The organism is Acrocarpospora catenulata, assembly GCF_018476525.1.
Lineage (GTDB): Bacteria > Actinomycetota > Actinomycetes > Streptosporangiales > Streptosporangiaceae > Acrocarpospora > Acrocarpospora catenulata.
Genome location: NZ_JAHCST010000003.1, coordinates 197272 through 214655, shown reverse-complemented (window position 1 = coordinate 214655; position 17384 = coordinate 197272). Strand labels below are relative to the sequence as shown.

21 protein-coding genes are annotated in these 17384 nt (G+C 69.8%); 3 read left to right on the top strand and 18 right to left on the bottom strand.

Annotated features, from left to right (window positions below):
• Positions 1-136: 136 nt before the first annotated feature.
• The 4 genes from KIP79_RS04665 to KIP79_RS04650 form a co-directional block, all read right to left on the bottom strand.
• A complete protein-coding gene (locus tag KIP79_RS04665; protein ID WP_214103388.1) occupies positions 137-313 on the bottom strand; it encodes a DUF397 domain-containing protein in 177 nt (58 codons plus the stop codon).
• Positions 314-411: 98 nt separating this feature from the next.
• The gene (locus KIP79_RS04660; RefSeq protein ID WP_214103387.1) at positions 412-651 is read right to left on the bottom strand and encodes a DUF397 domain-containing protein; all 240 of its coding nucleotides are present in this window, start codon (positions 649-651) and stop codon (positions 412-414) included.
• Between the two features lie 163 nt (positions 652-814).
• Positions 815-1678 (bottom strand): helix-turn-helix domain-containing protein, encoded by an 864-nt coding sequence (locus KIP79_RS04655; RefSeq protein ID WP_214103386.1) that lies wholly within the window; start codon positions 1676-1678, stop codon positions 815-817.
• A gap of 307 nt (positions 1679-1985) precedes the next feature.
• The gene (locus KIP79_RS04650) at positions 1986-2714 is read right to left on the bottom strand and encodes a demethylmenaquinone methyltransferase (protein WP_214103385.1); all 729 of its coding nucleotides are present in this window, start codon (positions 2712-2714) and stop codon (positions 1986-1988) included.
• A gap of 206 nt (positions 2715-2920) precedes the next feature.
• On the opposite strand from KIP79_RS04650, the gene KIP79_RS04645 reads away from it, so the two are divergent.
• The gene (locus KIP79_RS04645) at positions 2921-4114 is read left to right on the top strand and encodes a delta-60 repeat domain-containing protein (protein ID WP_308169562.1); all 1194 of its coding nucleotides are present in this window, start codon (positions 2921-2923) and stop codon (positions 4112-4114) included.
• 4 nt (positions 4115-4118) lie between these two features.
• Here KIP79_RS04645 and KIP79_RS04640 read toward each other — a convergent pair whose 3' ends face one another.
• Entirely contained in the window at positions 4119-4328 is a 210-nt protein-coding gene (locus KIP79_RS04640) for a DUF4229 domain-containing protein (protein WP_214103383.1), read from the bottom strand.
• A 240-nt stretch (positions 4329-4568) separates the two neighbouring features.
• Here KIP79_RS04640 and KIP79_RS04635 point away from each other — a divergent pair, with 240 nt between their 5' ends.
• On the top strand, positions 4569-4808 hold the full coding sequence (locus tag KIP79_RS04635) for a BldC family transcriptional regulator (RefSeq protein ID WP_082776639.1): 240 nt from the start codon (positions 4569-4571) through the stop codon (positions 4806-4808).
• A 260-nt stretch (positions 4809-5068) separates the two neighbouring features.
• On the opposite strand, the gene KIP79_RS04630 is transcribed toward KIP79_RS04635, so the two are convergent.
• Both KIP79_RS04630 and KIP79_RS04625 read right to left on the bottom strand, forming a co-directional pair.
• Positions 5069-5305: a hypothetical protein gene (locus KIP79_RS04630; RefSeq protein WP_214103382.1), complete on the bottom strand. Its 237-nt coding sequence runs from the start codon at positions 5303-5305 to the stop codon at positions 5069-5071.
• An 11-nt stretch (positions 5306-5316) separates the two neighbouring features.
• Positions 5317-6120 (bottom strand): hypothetical protein, encoded by an 804-nt coding sequence (locus tag KIP79_RS04625; protein WP_308169561.1) that lies wholly within the window; start codon positions 6118-6120, stop codon positions 5317-5319.
• Between the two features lie 232 nt (positions 6121-6352).
• Here KIP79_RS04625 and KIP79_RS04620 point away from each other — a divergent pair, with 232 nt between their 5' ends.
• The gene (locus KIP79_RS04620) at positions 6353-6640 is read left to right on the top strand and encodes a PLDc N-terminal domain-containing protein (RefSeq protein WP_214103380.1); all 288 of its coding nucleotides are present in this window, start codon (positions 6353-6355) and stop codon (positions 6638-6640) included.
• 6 nt (positions 6641-6646) lie between these two features.
• Here KIP79_RS04620 and ccsA read toward each other — a convergent pair whose 3' ends face one another.
• The 11 genes from ccsA to KIP79_RS04565 are packed head-to-tail and all read right to left on the bottom strand — an operon-like array spanning position 6647 to position 17351.
• Complete coding sequence (gene ccsA / locus KIP79_RS04615) at positions 6647-7546, bottom strand: cytochrome c biogenesis protein CcsA (RefSeq protein ID WP_214103379.1); 900 nt, start codon at positions 7544-7546, stop codon at positions 6647-6649.
• A complete protein-coding gene (gene resB, locus KIP79_RS04610; RefSeq protein ID WP_214103378.1) occupies positions 7536-9089 on the bottom strand; it encodes a cytochrome c biogenesis protein ResB in 1554 nt (517 codons plus the stop codon). The genes ccsA and resB overlap by 11 nt, the downstream gene beginning before the upstream one ends.
• The gene (locus tag KIP79_RS04605) at positions 9089-9817 is read right to left on the bottom strand and encodes a cytochrome c biogenesis CcdA family protein (protein ID WP_214103377.1); all 729 of its coding nucleotides are present in this window, start codon (positions 9815-9817) and stop codon (positions 9089-9091) included. The genes resB and KIP79_RS04605 overlap by 1 nt, the downstream gene beginning before the upstream one ends.
• Before the next feature lies 1 nt (position 9818).
• The gene (locus KIP79_RS04600; RefSeq protein WP_214103376.1) at positions 9819-10382 is read right to left on the bottom strand and encodes a TlpA family protein disulfide reductase; all 564 of its coding nucleotides are present in this window, start codon (positions 10380-10382) and stop codon (positions 9819-9821) included.
• 51 nt (positions 10383-10433) lie between these two features.
• Complete coding sequence (locus tag KIP79_RS04595) at positions 10434-11246, bottom strand: enoyl-CoA hydratase/isomerase family protein (protein ID WP_214103375.1); 813 nt, start codon at positions 11244-11246, stop codon at positions 10434-10436.
• Positions 11243-12910 carry a class I adenylate-forming enzyme family protein gene (locus KIP79_RS04590; RefSeq protein ID WP_214103374.1) on the bottom strand — a complete coding sequence of 556 codons (1668 nt, stop codon included), beginning with the start codon at positions 12908-12910 and terminating at the stop codon, positions 11243-11245. Before KIP79_RS04590 ends, KIP79_RS04595 begins: the two co-directional genes overlap by 4 nt.
• A 6-nt stretch (positions 12911-12916) precedes the next feature.
• On the bottom strand, positions 12917-14095 hold the full coding sequence (locus tag KIP79_RS04585) for an ABC transporter substrate-binding protein (protein WP_214103373.1): 1179 nt from the start codon (positions 14093-14095) through the stop codon (positions 12917-12919).
• The gene (locus KIP79_RS04580) at positions 14092-14838 is read right to left on the bottom strand and encodes an ABC transporter ATP-binding protein (protein WP_250212647.1); all 747 of its coding nucleotides are present in this window, start codon (positions 14836-14838) and stop codon (positions 14092-14094) included. The genes KIP79_RS04585 and KIP79_RS04580 overlap by 4 nt, the downstream gene beginning before the upstream one ends.
• Positions 14825-15559: an ABC transporter ATP-binding protein gene (locus tag KIP79_RS04575; protein ID WP_214103498.1), complete on the bottom strand. Its 735-nt coding sequence runs from the start codon at positions 15557-15559 to the stop codon at positions 14825-14827. The genes KIP79_RS04580 and KIP79_RS04575 overlap by 14 nt, the downstream gene beginning before the upstream one ends.
• Positions 15556-16464 (bottom strand): branched-chain amino acid ABC transporter permease, encoded by a 909-nt coding sequence (locus tag KIP79_RS04570; RefSeq protein WP_214103372.1) that lies wholly within the window; start codon positions 16462-16464, stop codon positions 15556-15558. Before KIP79_RS04570 ends, KIP79_RS04575 begins: the two co-directional genes overlap by 4 nt.
• A complete protein-coding gene (locus tag KIP79_RS04565; RefSeq protein WP_214103371.1) occupies positions 16461-17351 on the bottom strand; it encodes a branched-chain amino acid ABC transporter permease in 891 nt (296 codons plus the stop codon). Before KIP79_RS04565 ends, KIP79_RS04570 begins: the two co-directional genes overlap by 4 nt.
• Positions 17352-17384: the final 33 nt, after the last annotated feature.

Genomic DNA, 17384 nt, shown 5'->3' with positions numbered 1-17384 from the left:
GTAGCTGGATACCAGCCGGTAACCACTCTAGCTCGGGGAGTGTCATCGCCCGCACCTCCGGGCGTGGCGGCCCTGGCCGCTGCGTCCAGGGCAGCGCCTCCGGCGCGGGGGGCTTGCCCGCGGATCTACGCAGGTTTTACTCAGCCTTGAGTGAGGCGATGAAGTCGGCCCACACGTCGCGGGGGAAGTCCAGGACGGCGCCCTGGGGGTTCTTGGAATCGCGCATCCCCACCCGGTCGCCTAAGCGCACCTCCACACACTCACCGCTGACACTGCTGAAGCTGCTCTTGAACCAGTCGTGCGGCGACTGCATGAACGTTCTCCAATTATGAAGACGCCCGTGTCCCAGGGACAGGGCGGGGGTGGGTACGACGGGATGCCATGATCCCCCAAATCCACCAGTCCTGTCAGTCACTCCCGGTAATCTGGCTCGGCGGGTTCCCAATTTGACAGGTCAAATTCACCGGCGCGCACCCCCGCCAGGAATGCCGTCCACTCCCCCGGCGTGAAGAGCAGGGGAGAACGGCTCGGGTGCTTGGAATCGCGGACCGCGACGGCGTTGCCGACCAACGCCACCTCCACGCATTCCCCGTTCACGCCGCTCAGTGTGCTCCTACGCCAATCGATCCGCTTGCCACTGGCTGCCGCCATCGCCGCATCCTCTTCCCGGAAACCGGGGTGGGTATACCCGCGATCTCCCGCTGAGAAATCCGGCAGGGGTTTACAAAGCACCTTTACAACAACACTACAGGTCGTTCCAGGCTAAGGCCGGGCAACTTGACTGGTGCCCCGACTTGACTGCCGCTGCGGCCGTTCAGAGGCCGACTCGGGCCGCGATCAGCTCCATGGACTCGGCCTCGGTCAACGCGGCGTCCCGCAGGTGGTCCAGGAGCAGCCGGAACCGGTAGGTGGTGGCCTCGTCCTCCTGGAACGTGCCGCCCGCCACGCTCTCCAGGTACACCACGTCCCCATACAGCGGTCCAAAACCGTTGATTTCGGGAAATTTCAGGATTACGAAGCTGTCGGAGTCGATGGGGTGGGGGCCGTCCAGGGCCAGCACCCGGACCGAGACGTTGGGCAGCCCGGCCAGCTCGTGCAGGTGGCGGAGCTGGTCCCGCATGACCTCCTCGGTGCCGAACCTGCGCAGCAGCGCCGACTCGTCCACCACGGCGCTCACCTTCAGGGTGCCGTCCATGACCAGGCCCTGGCGCCGTACCCGGACCTGGGTGCGGCGCTCCACCTCGCCGGGGGACAGGCGGGTGAAGGTCTCGGTGCTGTTCAGGGCCCGCGCGTACGCGACGGTCTGGAGCAGGCCGGGGATGCCGCGGGACTGCCAGGTGAGCATCTCCTCGGCCGCCGACTCCAGGCCGACGTAGGTCACGTACGACTCCGGCAGCGTGTCGGCGTAGGCGTCCCACCAGCCCTTGCTCTCCGCCCTGGAGGCGAGTTCGAGCAGGAACTCGCTGGTGGTGGAGCCGATACGGTAGTGCGTGAGCAGGGTGCGCACATCGCGCTCGCGCGGCAGGATCTGGCCGTTCTCCAGGCGGGAGATCTTCGAGGTGGACCATTTGAGCTGGTCGGCGACCTGAACGCCACTGAGGCCGACGGCTTCACGTAACCGGCGCAGTTCTACCGCGAGACGACGCCGACAGACGGTCGGGCTGAGTTCCGGCGCCACCGGCAGTCTCCCTCCAGCAAACCAGCCCATAATACGTGTGAATAGCCCAGGATAACGTGGCTTTCCAGTCTGTGTTTATTGGCGAGCCTTCGGCTCGCCGGCCCGGCCGCTTCGCAGCCGGTGTCTTCCCTCTCTCCGGTCGCTGCGCTCCCTCCGTTCAGTCCAGACACCGGCGCGGCCGGGCAAACATATTCGGCCTGGAAAGCCGATTGCCGGAGGGAATTGCGCCGGGCATCCCCTGGGACTGGAAACGAAAGGGTGGCTGTTAATTCGCGAGACGTCCGAAAAAGTCGCGATCGGGTGACAATCAGGCGGACTCGGGCTTGGTCGCGCGGTGCAGGGCGACGATGCCCATGCTCAGGTTGCGCCAGGCGACCCGGCTCCAGCCTGCCGTCTGAATGATCTTCGACAGCTCGGCCTGGTCGTGCCAGTCGCGGATGGATTCGGCCAGGTAGACGTAGGAGTCGGGGTTGGAGCTGACCGCGCGGGCCACCGGGGGAATCAGGCGCATCAGGTACTGCCGGTAGACCACGTCGAAGGAGCGCAGCGTCGGCCGGGAGAACTCGCAGATCACCAGTCGGCCGCCGGGACGGGTGACGCGCAGCAGTTCGGTCAGGGCCAGGCCGGTGTCGGCCATGTTCCGGAGCCCGAACGAGATCGACACCGCGTCGAAGACCCCGTCCGCGAACGGCAACCGCAGCCCGTCCCCCGCCACGAAGCTCACGCCGTTGACGCCTCCGGAAAGCCCGGAACTCCCCCGCTGCGCCACCCCCGTGCGCAGCATGCCGAGTGAGAAGTCACACGCGATGGCCCGCGCGCCGAGTCTGGTGAACGCATCGGTGGACGTGCCGGTGCCTGCGGCCAGATCCAGCACCAGCTCCCCGGGACCCGCGTCCACGGCCCGCGCGGTGGCCTTCCGCCACAACCGGTCCTGGCCCAGCGAGAGAACATCGTTGACCAGGTCGTACCGCTCGGCCGTGCGATCGAACATCGCGGCAACTTCATGCGGCTGCTTGTCGAGGAAAGCGCGAGTCATGACCCAAGCCTAGAGGGGGCTGTGACATCGGCCGATCCTCCGGATCGGCGGGGCTTGGCCGCCGGGGAGCCTGTGTCCTCCCTCCTCCGCTCTGGGCGCGGCCAAGCCCAAGTGGTCACGCCAATTGCTTAACGTGACTATGCGACTACTTTAAGTGTGCTAGGACTGAGGGAATGCATGGCAGAAGATTGCTTACCGTAGTCGCGGTGGCGCTGTTGCTTCCCGGTGGCGCGGCCTGGGCGGGTGTTGAACAGTCGAAGGTGGTCTCGGCCAACCCTGTCGACCACACGCCGCACGTGCTCGACGGCATCGTCAACGCGCTGGCCGTGGTCGGGCGGACGGTCGTCGTCGGCGGCAAGTTCAGCACGGTCCAGAACGCCGGCGGTCGCGCCAAGCTGGCGCGCCACAACCTGTTCGCCTTCGATCTGCGTACCGGGCGGATCGACCCCGGCTTCCGGCCGCAGATGGACGGACCGGTGCTCTCGCTCGCCCCCGGGCCGGGCAACACGGTCTTCGCGGGTGGCTCGTTCAGTCGCGGGCTGGTCAGACTCTCGCTCGCCGACGGGTCGCCCGACCGGGCCTTCACCGCCGCCACCTACGGCGGCCAGGTCACCAGTCTGGTACGGCACGGGCCGCACCTCTTCGTCGGCGGGGACTTCAACCGGATCGGCGGCACCACCAGGATCGCGCTGGCCCGGCTCGACGCGGTCACCGGCGCCGTGGACCCCGGCTTCCACGTCACTCCCGGTGACGGCCGGGGCGGCGAGACCACGGTCACCGCGATGGCGGCCACCGCGAACCGGCTGGTGCTGGACGGGTCCTTCACCACGCTGGACGGGCTGGCCCGCCCCCAGCTCGGAGTGATCGATCTCACCACCGGCCGGGTCGCCGACTGGCACACCGCCGCGTACGCCCCCGAGTGCCGCAAGGCCTTCCCGTCGTACGTACGAGGGCTGGACCTGTCCCCGGACGGGCGGTACTTCGTGGTCGTCACCACCGGAGGCCCGGCGCCGGGCACCGGCAAGCTCTGTGACACCGCGGCCCGCTTCGAGACGTACGCGCGGGGCACGAACATCCGCCCGACCTGGGTGAACCACACCGGCGGCGACTCGCTCTACGCGGTGGCCGCGACCGGCGCGGCGGTGTACGTCGGCGGGCATCAGCGCTGGCTGGACAACCCCCTCGGGGCTGACACCGCAGGTAAGGGCGCGGTGTCCCGGCCGGGTATCGGGGCTATCCATCCGGTGACAGGTAAGGCCCTTGCCTGGAATCCCACTCGGGAGCGTGGAATCGGGGTGAAAGCGTTTCTCGCGGTAAAGAACGGGCTTTTGGTGGGAAGCGACACCACACGGCTCGGACGTGAGTACCATGCCCGAGTCGGAATGTTCCCGATGCGCTAGCTCCTCACTTGCCCTCCGGCCGGTGGTGCCTCTCACTGATCCGCGTGCTGACCGCGTCCCGTTGCTTTGACAACAGTACGTAACTGGCCAGTCCACTGACCAGAACAGCCGCGATCAGCAGTGCGTAGGTCTGCAGACCGAGGAGATAGAGCACGCCCAGAGCGATGGCGAACAGGCCCAGGCGGGAGAGGGTGTAAACGATAACCGCGCGCACAGCGTCGAGGTTACGTCACTCTCCCGTATCGTGGACGCTCTTCGCATCCCACGCGAGCACTGCTAGGGTTCCCATCGTGGCGCTTTCGTAAAGAAACACCCATGAGCGCCCCAAAGAGGCTCTATCATATAACAATCGGGCACTGAGCCGGTAACAACCCGTGATCTTCTCTGAAAACCACGGATAAATCAGGCTTCGCTCGGCACACTGGTTACCTGTCCGCCCGCTGCAGGACGCGGGATGCGAGGGGGAGAGATTGTGGAGAGTAGCAGCGAGCGACTGCTGACCCCTGGAGAGGTTGCTGCCCTCTTCCGGGTCGACCCGAAGACCGTGACACGCTGGGCCGCGGCGGGGCGAATCAGCAGCATCCGTACCCCCGGAGGGCATCGGCGATTCCGCGAGTCGGAAGTACACGCCCTCCTTCGCGGAGAGGACGTCCTGACGGCCGATCGGCCGAACGGCGACTCCCCGCGAGTCTGACGCACCACAGTTTTACCTGGCACCAAACCCGAGCTTCACACACCAGCACCACTGGTAGCACCTGCACTAAGCCTTACCAGGCTGAACCTGACCAGCGCGAGGTGATCCTGCGAGCCCCCCCACACGCCGCAGGGTCACCTGTGTCACGTGACACAGGCCGCGCCTCCGCCGCGGCGACCCGACCGCTCTCAGCCGGTCGCTTCCCTCTCTCCACCCACCCTCGGCTACCGTGGATCTACCCGCTGCCGTACGGGGAGTAGTCAATCTTGTTCGGCTTTGAAAGCCAGGAACTCCTGTTCCAAAGCGTCGTTTTCGTCCTGCCAGCGGCGGCGGCGGGTGGCTTCTTCCTCTTCGGTTATGGATTCGGTGAGGTAATGGTCGTAGTCCGGCTCGCCTGGGGCGATCTCGACATATGCGTTGCCGATCAGGCGCCCGTCATCGCTCGTCAACGACTGCGGCACGCGCAGTGTCCCGTCAGCGAGCCGGATCACGAACATTGCTGGACCACCTAGATTCCGTAGCGCCGGTTGAAGAAGAGCATCACGTTGAGAGCCGTCCGGGTGTTCCCGCCGAGCATGTCCACCAGAGCTGGACGCTGCCGCGACGCGATGGCCGCGAAGGCGTCCGCGAAGAACTCCTTGCGGCCGAGGTTGCCCGGCTGCTTGTGGAAGGCCGACGCGAGTAACGGACGGCATTCCTCGTAGAGGGCGGCGAACTCGGGTGAGTCCGAAACCCACTCTCCCGGACGGGCGTCCACATCGTCCAGCGCATGCCCGACTTCATGCATCATGACATCGGGTGTCGGACTCGGCCGATCCCCCACAACGATCTTGCGATCGCCGTACGCACCGGCACAGATATCCCAGGTCGCCCGCCCGGACGGTAACGGAGCCCCACGCAGGTACCCCATGTCGTCGAGATCGGGCACCCCACCCCGGCCGACGTAGATCCCGTCCAACCCTGTGGCCAGGATCTCCTTGAGCCGGTCCGGCAGCCGCGCCAGGCTGTCCACCGCCCGCACCGCGTCCGCCGAGGGCGGCCCGTCGGCGGCGTCCCACTGGCGGTACAGCACCCGCTCCAGCGCCCCGCAGTGCCGCCTGCCGTCCCGGATGTCGGGCCGGTCGGGGCGGTGCGGTGCCGCCCTGGCCGGCTGGTCGTCGAGTTCGAAGTCGCGCCAGGTGTACTGCGGCCGGTCCACCACCGGGGCGGTGACCGCGTACCCGCGCTCGATGTGCGTTTCCGGACGTCTGTCCGGATGTCGTTCAGGATGCCGTTCCTGATGTTTGTCCGACCGCTGGTCAGCGGTCTCCACCCCACGGAAAGGCGACACATAGGTGGCCCCCACCTGGCCCCGCTGCCACCACCGTTTCCCTCGCCGGTGGCGGCCTCCATCGCCCTGCTGCGCCATCGCACCTCTCTCTGTGTCGGGAAGGTGCTTGTACCGATCCACCGTACGATGTGGTTCTGCCAGAGTCATCCCTAATGATGTACGGCTATCGCGATGGCACACCGATCACACCAGACCATGGCCTAACGTGTTGGACATGGCTAACGTGGTGGTCGGTTTGGCGTTGCTGGCCTTCTGGCTCTACTGCCTCTTCGACGTGATCACGACCCCTGCCGAGCAGGTCCGCGGCCTGCCCAAGGGCATGTGGGTGCTCATCACGGTGATCCCGGCCCTCGGCGGACTGCTCTGGCTCCTGGCGGGAAGACCGTCGGCGACGCCCGCCCCGCCCGCCCCGCCGCAACCACCTCAGACACCCCCGCGCGGCCCGGACGACGACCCCGAGTTCCTCCGGAACCTGGAGCGCCGCCTACGCGACGAGGACTGATCGCACCTACTTGGCCACGTCCGCGTACGAGTGCAGCCCGCCGAAGAAGATGTTCACGCCCACCAGGTTGAACATCAGGCACCCGAAGGCCACCAGCGACACGATCAGCGCCGCCTTGCCCTTCCACCCGGCGGTGGCCCGCGCGTGCAGGTACGCGGCGTAGGCGACCCAGGTGATGAAGGCCCAGACCTCCTTGGGGTCCCAGCCCCAGTACCGCCCCCACGCCTTGTCCGCCCAGAGCGCCCCGGAGATCACGGCGAACGTCCAGATCGGGAAGGCGATCACGATCACCCGGTGCGCCACCTGCTCCAGCTCCGCCTTGCCGGGCAGCCGGGACAGCCCGTCGCCGCGCACCAGGTAGAGCACCGCCGCCACCCCGCCGACGATGAACAGCCCGCTGGCCGCCACCGCCGCCGACACGTGGATGGCCACCCAGTACGAGTCCAGCGCCGGCACCACGGGCCCCGCCTGGGTGTAGAGCACGCGGGCCGCGAACCCCAGCCCCACCGCGCCCACCACGCAGACGAACGCGCCCAGGAACCGTACGGGATACCGCACCTGCATGACCAGGAACACGGTCACGGCGGCCAGCACCATGGCCACCACGAACTCGTACATGTTGCCCCACGGCCACCGCCCGACCGCGAGCCCCCGGGTGAGCGTGCCGCCCACGTTGGCCGCCAAGCCCACCCAGGCCAGCAAGGTCCCGATGGCCCCGGCCCGGAGCGGCCAGGCGACCGGCGGCTCGGGCCGCTCGATGGTGTCCCCGTTCGCGGCCACCAGCACGGGAGCGGGCTTGGGGGCGAAGGCGAGCTCCAGCGCGTACCCGATCATGGCACCCAGGTAGAGCAGGATCGCGGCCAGGATCAGCTGATCGCTCAGCGTGGCCAGGTTTTCAGCGGACATCCCGTTCTCCTGAAGTGGGACCCCGGAGGGAGTCGGTGATCTCGGCGAACTCGTCGGCGAAGTTCGCGCCCTCAGTGCGCGTCAATCCTCCCACCGTGACCCTTCCGTCCTTCATCCGCACCCAGACCCGGCGGCGCCGCACGGTCAGCGAGAACACCAGGCCCAGCACGGCGGCGATGGAGGCCAGCAGCGCGGGCAGCCGGCCCGGGTCGTAGGTCGTCTGGAGGGTGATCCACTCCTTGACGCCGGTGAACTCGATCTTCCCGGCGTTGCCGGGCAGGTCCATGGACTCCCCGACGGCCAGCGGGCGTGGCTGTACGGTCATGGTGCCGAGCGGCTTGATGTTCTTGTGCGCGCCGAGGTCGTACACGGACTGCGGCTCCCCCGAGTCCAGCCCCAGGTCGCCCGCGAACGGCCAGATCTGCACGGTCGGGTTGGCGGCCCCGGGGAAGACGGAGATCCACGCCTCCCCGGCGGGCAGCGTGGACGGCAGGAACCGCCCGAGGAAGGCCAACTGCTGCGGCTTGGCGTCCGGCACCTTGATGACGCACTCGGACTCGTAGGTGCCGGTGTTGGAGACCAGGCACGGCACCGCGCCCTCGAAGGCCACCTGCCCGTCCCCGTCGGTGATCCGGAAGGTGGGCGCGTAACCGTGACCGATCAGGTAGGTCAGCGTGCCGTTCACGTCCAGGGGCACGTTGACCCGCAGGTCGAAGGTGCGCGCGGGAGCGCCGGGGGTGTCCAGGACGCTCAGCCGGGCCGAGTAGTCCAGCGGCTGGCCCTGCTTCTCGTGGCCGGGCGCGATGTAGCTGGCCTGGAAGTCGTCGAGGGTGAAGGAGAAGGGCTCCAGCGACTCGGCCGTGACGGCGCTGCCGGGCACGTACCGGTCGTAGGCGGCCACCGTGTTGGCGAAGCCGTCGCCCTCGACCACCAGGACGTTGCCGCGGTAGCCGTACAGGGCGCCGGCGCCGACCGCGAGCAGCAGCACCAGCAGCGCGACGTGGAAGACCAGGTTCCCCGTCTCGCGGAGGTGGCCCTTCTCGGCGGCCACCCAGTCCGGCCCGGTGTCCACCCGGAACCGCCGCTTCCGCAGCCGCGCCGCGGCTTCCTCGACGGTCAGCTCACCCTCGAACTCCGCGCTGTACGGCAATCGCCCAAGGTTGCGCGGCGCGGCCGGAGGACGCCGCCGGATCTCCTTCAGATGGGTCAGCGTGCGCGGCAGCACACACCCGATCAGCGACAGGAACAGCAGCAGATAGATCGCGGCGAACCAGGGCGAGCGGAACACGTCGAAGAGCCAGAGCCGGTCCAGCCACTCGGCCTTGCCAGGATCGTCGCGGAAGTACCGGGCCACCTGACCGGGGTCCACCCCGCGCTGCGGGAAGACCGAGCCGGGCACCGAGGCCAGCGCGAACAGGAAGAGCAGGATCAGCGCGGTACGCATCGAGGTGAGCAGGCGCCAGCCCCAGCGCAGCCACCCGACCACCCCGAGCCCGACCGGGCGGGGGGCGCTCTGCCGTTGCTCCTCGTCGACGACGGTCATCAGATCACCGGCTCGAATCCGCCGACCCAGACCTGCAGGCCCGCGATCAGCTCACCCCACAGGCCGGTGACCAGCAGCAGCCCGACCGCGACCAGCATGCCCCCGCCGATCCGGGTGATCAGCTGGGAGTGGCGGCGGACCGCACGGAAGGTGTGCAGCGCGCGCCGGTAGGCCAGCCCGGCCAGCACGAACGGCAGGCCCAGGCCCAGCGCGTACCCGAACGCCAGCAGCGCGCCCCTGGCGGCGCTGCCCTGGTCCACGGAGAGGGTGAGCACGACGGCCAGAGTGGGGCCGATGCACGGCGTCCAGCCCAGGCCGAAGACGACGCCGAGCAGCGGGGCTCCGGCCAGCCCGGCCGCCGGCAGCCGGTGCACCCGGAAGTCGCGTTGCAGGCCCGGGATGAGGCCGAGGAAGGCCAGGCCGAGCACGATGGTGAGGGCCCCGAGCACCCGGGTGATGGTCGCGGCGTTGCCGAGCAGGGCCGCCCCGAGCCCGCCGAAGAGCGCGCCGCCGACCACGAAGACCGCCGCGAACCCGAGCACGAAAAGCCCGCTGCCCAGCACCAGCCGCCCCCTGCGGGGGTCGTCGGTCATCCCGGTCACGTACGACAGGTAGCCGGGAACCAGCGGAAGCACGCACGGCGACAGGAACGACACGAGACCGGCCAGCAGCGCGATCGGCAGCGCGATCAGCAGCGAACCGGAGGCGACGGTGTCAGCGAGATTCACGTCAAAGAGATTCACTGCTGACCTTGGTGACGGCGTCGAGCAGGGCCTGGTACTTGACCGCGCCGAGCGCGCGGGCGGCGATCCTGCCGTCCCTGTCGATGATCAGCGTCGACGGGATGGCCGCGGGCGGCACGGTGCCCTGGAATCCCAGCAGCACCTGCCCCTGCTGGTCGTGGATGCTCGGATACCCCGGCTCCAGCGTGCGATCGTAGGCCAGCGCGGCGGTCTTCTGGTCCTTGAAGTTCACCCCGAGGAACTCGACCCCGTTCGCCTTGGTCCGGGCCGCGACGTCCTTCAGGATGGGACCTTCGGCGCGGCAGGGCGCACACCAGGACGCCCAGAAGTTGAGCACGACCACCTTGTCCTTGGTGATCCCGACGGCGGACCCGTCAAGCGCCTGCCCCTGTACGGCGGGAGCCGGCTTCCGCTCCCCCGGCTCAAAGATCTGGATCTTCCCGTCCCCGGCCACGAACCTGGTGTCCCCGGCCGCCGGCTGCCCCGACGTCTGACCACCCGCACACCCGGCCAGCGCCAGGACGGCGAGCAGTATCACGAGCGGTTTCATGGGCACGGCGGAAAGATCCTCTTGTTCTACAGCCAGTAGAGCAACGACACTCTACCGTCCCATCTCGGTGCCCCCGGTTCTGGGGTTTGAGCGGCGGAAGCGTGGCGGACGCCGTTCCAGGAAGGCGGTGGTGCCCTCGTGGAACTCGGCGCTGCCGTAGATGTGGCTGAGTGTCTCGAAGCCGTGCCGTACCGACGGGAGCGACAGGTCCGCGGTGGTGTCCACGGAAAGTTTGGTCAGCCGTAGCGCCTGGGGGCTGGCGTCGAGCAGCGTCCGGCACCACCGGTCCACCGCCGCGTCGAGCTCGTCGTCCGGCACCGCCTCGTTGATCCAGCCCATCTCCGCGGCCCGGGCGGCCGGGTAGTGGCGGCCGAGCATGAGGATCTCCTTGGCCCGGCGGTCGCCGACCAGCCGGGGAAGCAGTTGCGTGCCGTACCAGATCGGGGAGTTGCCCAGCCGCGAGTCGGTGTGGGCGAAGACGGCCGACTCGGCGGCGATCGCGAAGTCGCAGAGCAGGATGAGCTCGTTGCCGCCGCCCACGCACCAGCCGCGGATCTTCGCGATCACCGGCTTGCCGGTGCCCCTGATCGCCTCGGCGAGCCTGATCAGCAGCCGGGCCATCCTGCGCCCCTCGGCGGGGTCGAAGGCGTCCTCCATCCTGACGTCGCCGCCGGTGGAGAACGCCTCCGCGCCGGCGCCGGTGAGCACCACCACGCCGGCCTCCGGGTCGGCGTCGGCCTGGTCGAAGGCGTCGATCAGCTCCCGGATCGTCTGCTCGCGGAAGGCGTTGTGCACCTCGGGGCGGTTGATCGTCACGGCCGCGACGCCGTCGGACACCGCGTAGCCGACGTCCGGTCCGGTCATGTCGGGGGCCTGTCGCGCAGCATCTCGCGTAGCCGGTACTTGAGCACCTTTCCGCCCACCGTGCTCGGCAGGTCGTCCAGCACCACCAGGCGTTTCGGCGTCTCGTAGCCGGCCAGCCTGGCGCGGCAGAAGGCGATCACGTCGGGCTCGTCGAGCGAGGCGCCCGGCTCCGCCACCACCACCCCGACGACCTCCTCGCCCCACCGTTCGTGCGGCACGCCGACCACCGCGGCCCTGGACACCGCGGGATGCTGCCCGAGCACCGACTCCACCCGGATGCTGGAGACGTTCTCTCCGCCGGACTTCACCACGTCCTTGTAGCGGTCGACCATGATCCGCAGCCCGTCCTCACCGTAACTGCACATGTCACCGCTGTGGAACCAGCCGTGCCGGAAGGCGTTCCGGGTGGCGGCCTCGTCCCGGTAGTAACCGGAGAACATCGCCGGGGAGCGGTACACCGCCTCGCCCGGCACCCCTGGCGAGTCCGCCAGCGACCGGCCGTCGGCGTCCACCACCGTGGACCCGAGCAGCGGCGCGGGGACGCCCACGTAGTTGGTCTGCGGCGCGGTCCGCCGGTGCAGCTCCGGCCGGGAGTTGGGCCAGAACCGGTGGCAGGCGATGGCCTCGGTCTGGCCGAAGATGCCGACGAACTGCACCCGGCCGCCGCACATCTCGGTGAGCTCGTCGGTCAGTTCAGGCGGCATCGCCGACCAGCCGTAGATGATCACCTCAATGCTGGACAGGTCGAAACGGCCGGGCTCGTCCCGGACCGCGCGGGCGAGCTCGGCGAGGAACTGCGGCGAACCGCCCCACAGCGCGGTGATCCGCTCCCGGGTGACGGTCGCCGCGATCGCCGCGCCGGTGGGCCTGCGCCCGAGCACCGCCGTGCCCCCGGAGAGGAACGCGGCCAGCAGGTAGGCGTGGTCCCCGATGTGGAAGATCATCGGCAGGTAGGTGCAGATGCGCACCTGCGACTCCACGGCCAGTCCCCGGGTATAGGACAGCGCGTGCGCGAAGGCCGCGGAGTAGGAGTAGGTGTGCGAGACCATCACGGCCTTGGGCATCGCGGTGGTGCCCGAGGTCGGCAGGATCTCCCAGATGTCGTCCCCGTGGATCCGGACGTCCGGCTCGGTGTCGGGCATGTCGCGGACCAGGTCGTGGAACTCCGGCACCCCCGGGGGCAGCGGGACGCCGCCGCGGATCCCGGCCACCGGCATGATCCCGGTGGCGGCCTGGTACGCGGCGCCGTGCTCCGCCCAGTGGTCGGCGTCCACCACGGCGACCTCCGCCGCCACGTGGCGGAGCATGTGCACCACCAGATCGCCGGCCATCATCGTGTTGATCGGCACCGCGACCAGGCCGGCCTTCGCGATGCCGAGCTTCACCAGGTACGCCTCCACCGAGTTCTCGCAGAACATCGCCACCCGGTCGCCGCGCCGCAGACCCAGCGCGAGCAGGGCGTTGGCGACCTGGTTGGCCAGGCGGTCCCCCTGGCGGTACCCCACCCGCGCGTACCGCGGGTCGGCCACCGCCTCGGGGGCGGCGATCAGCGCGGGTTTGTCCGGCTCGGCCCAGGCGACGCGTTCGAGGATGTCCCCGACGGCCATCCGGTTCCACCGGTCGTCGTTGCGCCGGTCGATCAGGCGCTCCACATCGATGGCCATGGTCGATCAGCCTCCGGTGCCGTTCAGCGGGACCTCGCGGCCCTCCGTCCAGCGCACCATCATCCCGGCCACCCTGGCGTCCCGGTTCTCGAAGCGCAGCGGACCCACGGCGCCGTCGAAACCGGCGGCGGCCACCTTGTTCAGCGCCGCGAGCATCGACTCCCGGTCGAACCCGGTGGTCACCTTCAACGCCTCGATCACCATGGTCGCGCCATCGTAACCGGAGGCCGCGAAGGTGTCGGGGTCCTTGTTGTAGCGGGCCCGGTACGCCTCGGCGAACGCCTTGCCCGACGGCGCCGCGATGTCGGCGGTGAAGTCGATCGGATAGACCACGCCGTCCGCGGCGGACCCGAGCGCCTCCAGCGCCTGCCGGCCGATGCCGGGCTGACCGGCGATGATGCCCGGGAAGGCGGCCCGGCGGAGCTGGGTGACGATGGAGGTGTTCTGCTGGCTGAGCACCAGCATCAGCACCGCGTCCGGCTTGGCGGCGAGCACCCCGGTCAGCTCCGCGGACAGGTCGGTCGCCTTCGCCGACACCCCGGCGCTGTGCACGATCTCGTAGCCGTCCTTTCCGGCCGCCTCCGGGTAGAACTCCTCGGCCAGGTTCTTCAGGGTGCCGACGTCGTTGTTGTAGACGATCGCGACGCGCTTGACCCCCTCGCTCGCGAAGTAGGCGCTCTGCAGGTGGTGGTAGGAGGACTGCGGCGCGGTCACCCGGAAGACGTGGTCGCCCGCGTCGACCACGCCGGGGCCGCCGGAGTAGAGGGTGACCAGTGGCAGCCCCGCCGACTGGGCGATCGGCGCTACCGCGGGAGCGATGGAGCTGCTGGTCCCGAACACCGCGAGAGGGGCGTCGGAGGCGGCCACCTCCGACATCAGGCCGGCGCCGACCTTGGGGTCGCTCTGGGTGTCGTGGATGCGGGTGCGCAGGGTCGTCCCCGGCAGCTCGCCCTGCTGGTTGGCCTGGTCGATGCGCAGGTCCCAGCCCTCCTTCACGGCGCCGGTGAACACCTGGACGACACCGGTCTGGTCGAGCACGAAGTCGATGCTGAACTCGGCGGGCCGGGCCGGACTCGCCGTACCGGCCGAACCGGAGGTGTCGGCGCCGCCGCCGCATCCGGCGAGCAGGGTGGCGGCGAGCAGCGCGGCGACGGCCGACGGCCATCGACGGAAGCGAACGGTCATGGCGTGGTCTCCTCTATTACCTGGGGGGTGTCGGCGGTGCCGAGGAAGGCGCGGAGCACGTGCGGACTGCCGGCGACCTCGGAGGCGGGACCGGACAGGGTGATCTCGCCGCGCTCCATGACGTGGGCGGTGGTGGCGACGCGGAAGGCGGCCGAGACGTTCTGCTCGACCATGAGGATGGCGGTGCCCCGCGCGGCGATGTCGGCGACGGCGTCGATCACGCGGTCGGTGACCACCGGCGCCAGGCCCATCGACGGCTCGTCCAGCATGAGCAGCCGCGGATCGGCCATCAGGGCCCGGCCGATCGCGAGCATCTGCTGCTCGCCGCCGCTCAGCAGGCCGCCCGGCCGGTCGGCGAGCGGCCCGAGTTCGGGGAACAGGTCGGTCACCATGCGGATGCGCTCGCCCCGCAGGCGTGCCGAGCGCACGGCGTAACCGCCCAGTTCGAGGTTCTCCCGGACGGTGAGCGGTCCGATGATCCGCCGTCCCTCCGCCACCTGGACCAGCCCGCTGCGGGCGATCACGTGCGGGGGCCGTCCGGAGAGCCGCCTGCCCGCGAAGAGCACCTCACCGGCCGCGACGGGCACCACGCCGCTGATCGCGCCGAGTGTGGAACTCTTGCCCGCGCCGTTGGCGCCGAGCAGGATCGCGACCTCGCCCTCGGCCACGGTCAGGTCGAGACCGTGCACCGCGGTGAGCCGGCCGTAGCGTACGACCAGCCCGTTGACCTCAAGCAGCGTCATGGTGGCGTCCCAAGTAGACTTCGCGGACCCGCGGATCGGCGACCACGTCGGGGGGATGGCCCTCGGCCAGCAGCCGGCCCGAGCTCATGACGAACATGTGGTCGCAGACGTCCAGCAGCATGGGCACGTCGTGCTCGATCACGACCTGGGTGACGCCCTCACCGCCGAGACGGCGGAGGGTGTCGATCAGCTCGGTGCGCTCCGACCGGTTCATCCCGGCGAGCGGTTCGTCCAGCAGGAGCAGCGCCGGAGATCCGGCCAGGGCGCGGGCGATCTCCACGCGGCGGCGGGTCCCGTAGGACAGCTCGTCCGGGTGTCGCCGGGCGAGGTGGGTGATCTCCAGCCGGGCGAGGGCCGCCCGGGCGCCGGCGGTGGTCTCCGCGGTGTGACGGCGGCCCCGGGTGTGCTCCGCGCCGAGCAGGACGTTCTCGTACACGGTCAGGGACGGCAGCAGCCGGATGGACTGGAAGGTCCGCACCACTCCGGCCCGGCTCATCTGGTGGCCGGCCAGCCCGGTGACATCCTGTCCGCGCAGGGCGATCCGGCCCGCGGTGAGCGGCTGCAGGCCGGACATCGCGTTGAGCAGCGTGGTCTTGCCCGAGCCGTTCGGGCCGACGATCCCGTGCACCGAGCCTTCGCCGATCGTGAGGCTCACGCCGTCCACCGCGCGGACCCCACCGAAGTGGACCGCCACGTCGTGGAGCTCCATCAGGGCGGTCATCGGACGGCTCCTTCCACGGCGGGTACGACGTCCAGCCCGTTCTCCCGGCGACGGAGACGGCGCAGCCGAGCGGCGACGGCGCGGATCAGGCCGGCCGCGCCGTCAGGGGCGCAGACCACCAGGACGACCACGATCGCGGCCTGCACGATCGGCCGCAGGTCGCCGGTCCAGCGGAGCAGTTCGGGCAGCCAGGCCAGCGCCACCGCGCCGATGAGCGGGCCGTACCAGGCGGCGGTGCCGCCGATCACCACGATCGTCAGGACGTCGACGATCAGCGCGAACGAGATCTCGTCGGGGGTCAGCACGCTGAACTGCAGTGCCGAGAGCGACCCGGCGAGCCCGCCGAGCGCGGCGCTCAGCACGAAGGCCACCCGCCGCGCCCGCACCACGTCGATCCCGACGCTCGCGGCGAGCTGGTCGTCCAGCCGCAGCGCCTCAAGCATCCGGCCGGTACGCCCGCGTTCCCCGAGCGCCACCGCGAGCGTGCAGAGCGCGACGATCACCAACAGCTGGGGAACCGTGACGCCGCGCGGAATGCCCAGCAGCCCGAGCGCGCCCCCGGTGACCGACTCCCACTCCAGAGCCAGCACGTGGACCAGCAGCACCGCGGCCAGCGTGGCCATCGCCAGGTACAGGTTGCGCAGCCGGGCGAGCACCAGGGCCAGGACCAGCCCGGCGACCGCGGCCTGGACCACCGCCGCCGCGACCGCCGCGACGGGCGACCACCCGTCCAGCGCCAGCGCACCGGCGGTGTAGGCGCCGGTGCCGTAGGTCGCCACAGCCGCGAGGGAGAAGGTCCCGGTCCGCAGCGCCAGGTGAATGCCGTACGCGAGCAGCACGTAGACCAACGCGGTGCGGATCGTGCTGTCGCCCGCGCCGAACCAGTCGGCCGCGGCGAGCATCATGACCGCTGCCAGGCGGTACGGGCGAACAAACCCTGCGGGCGGAGCAACAGCAACCCGAGGATCACCAGGAACACCACGGCGTCACGGACGCCGGAGCCCAGGTAAGCGACGGAGAACACCTCGGCACCGGCCAGCAGGTACGCCCCGAGGATCGCGCCCCCGACGCTGCCCACCCCGCCGATGATGATCACAGCGAAGGCCTTGAGGAGCAGCGATTCGGTCATGCTCGCCTCCACCGAGCCGAGGTGGAGTGCCAGCAGCAGGCCACCCGCTCCGGCCAGCGCCCCCGCGGTGGCCATGGTGACCGCCGCGAGCCGCGCGGTGGGCACGCCGAGCAGCCCGCAGGTCACCCTGTCCACCGCGATGGCGCGCAGGGCGCGACCGTGGCGGGTACGGCTGACCAGCAGCGCGAGCAGCACGCTCAGCACGAGGGAGACCCCGACGATCAGGAGCTGCAGGTTGCTGACCCGCACCCCGGCCACCAGGTAGTCGGTGACCGTGAACGTGCCGGGATCGACCGCGCGCACCCGGCCGTCGGTGATGCGCTCGGCGATCGCGTACAGCAGCGCCCCCGCCGCGACGCTGCCGATGAGCACAGCCAACTGGGTGCTCTCCTCGTCGGCGGCGCGGGCCCGGATCGGCCGGAAGACCAGCAGTTCCAGCCCGAGGCCGAGGAGCGCCCCCACGAGCATGCACGCGGGCAGCAGCAGCGCCATCGGCAGAGCGACCTGGGTGGTGAGCAGGTATGCACTCAACGCCGCGGCGACGAGTACGTTGCCGTGCGCGAGGTTGAGGATGTTCAGTACTCCCCACGAGAGCGTGAGGCCCAGGCTGAACAGTACGTACACGCCGCCCAATGTGATGGCGTCGCGCAGGTAGTCCCCCATGTGGCTCCTTACGGGTCGGACGGCCGGGGTCCG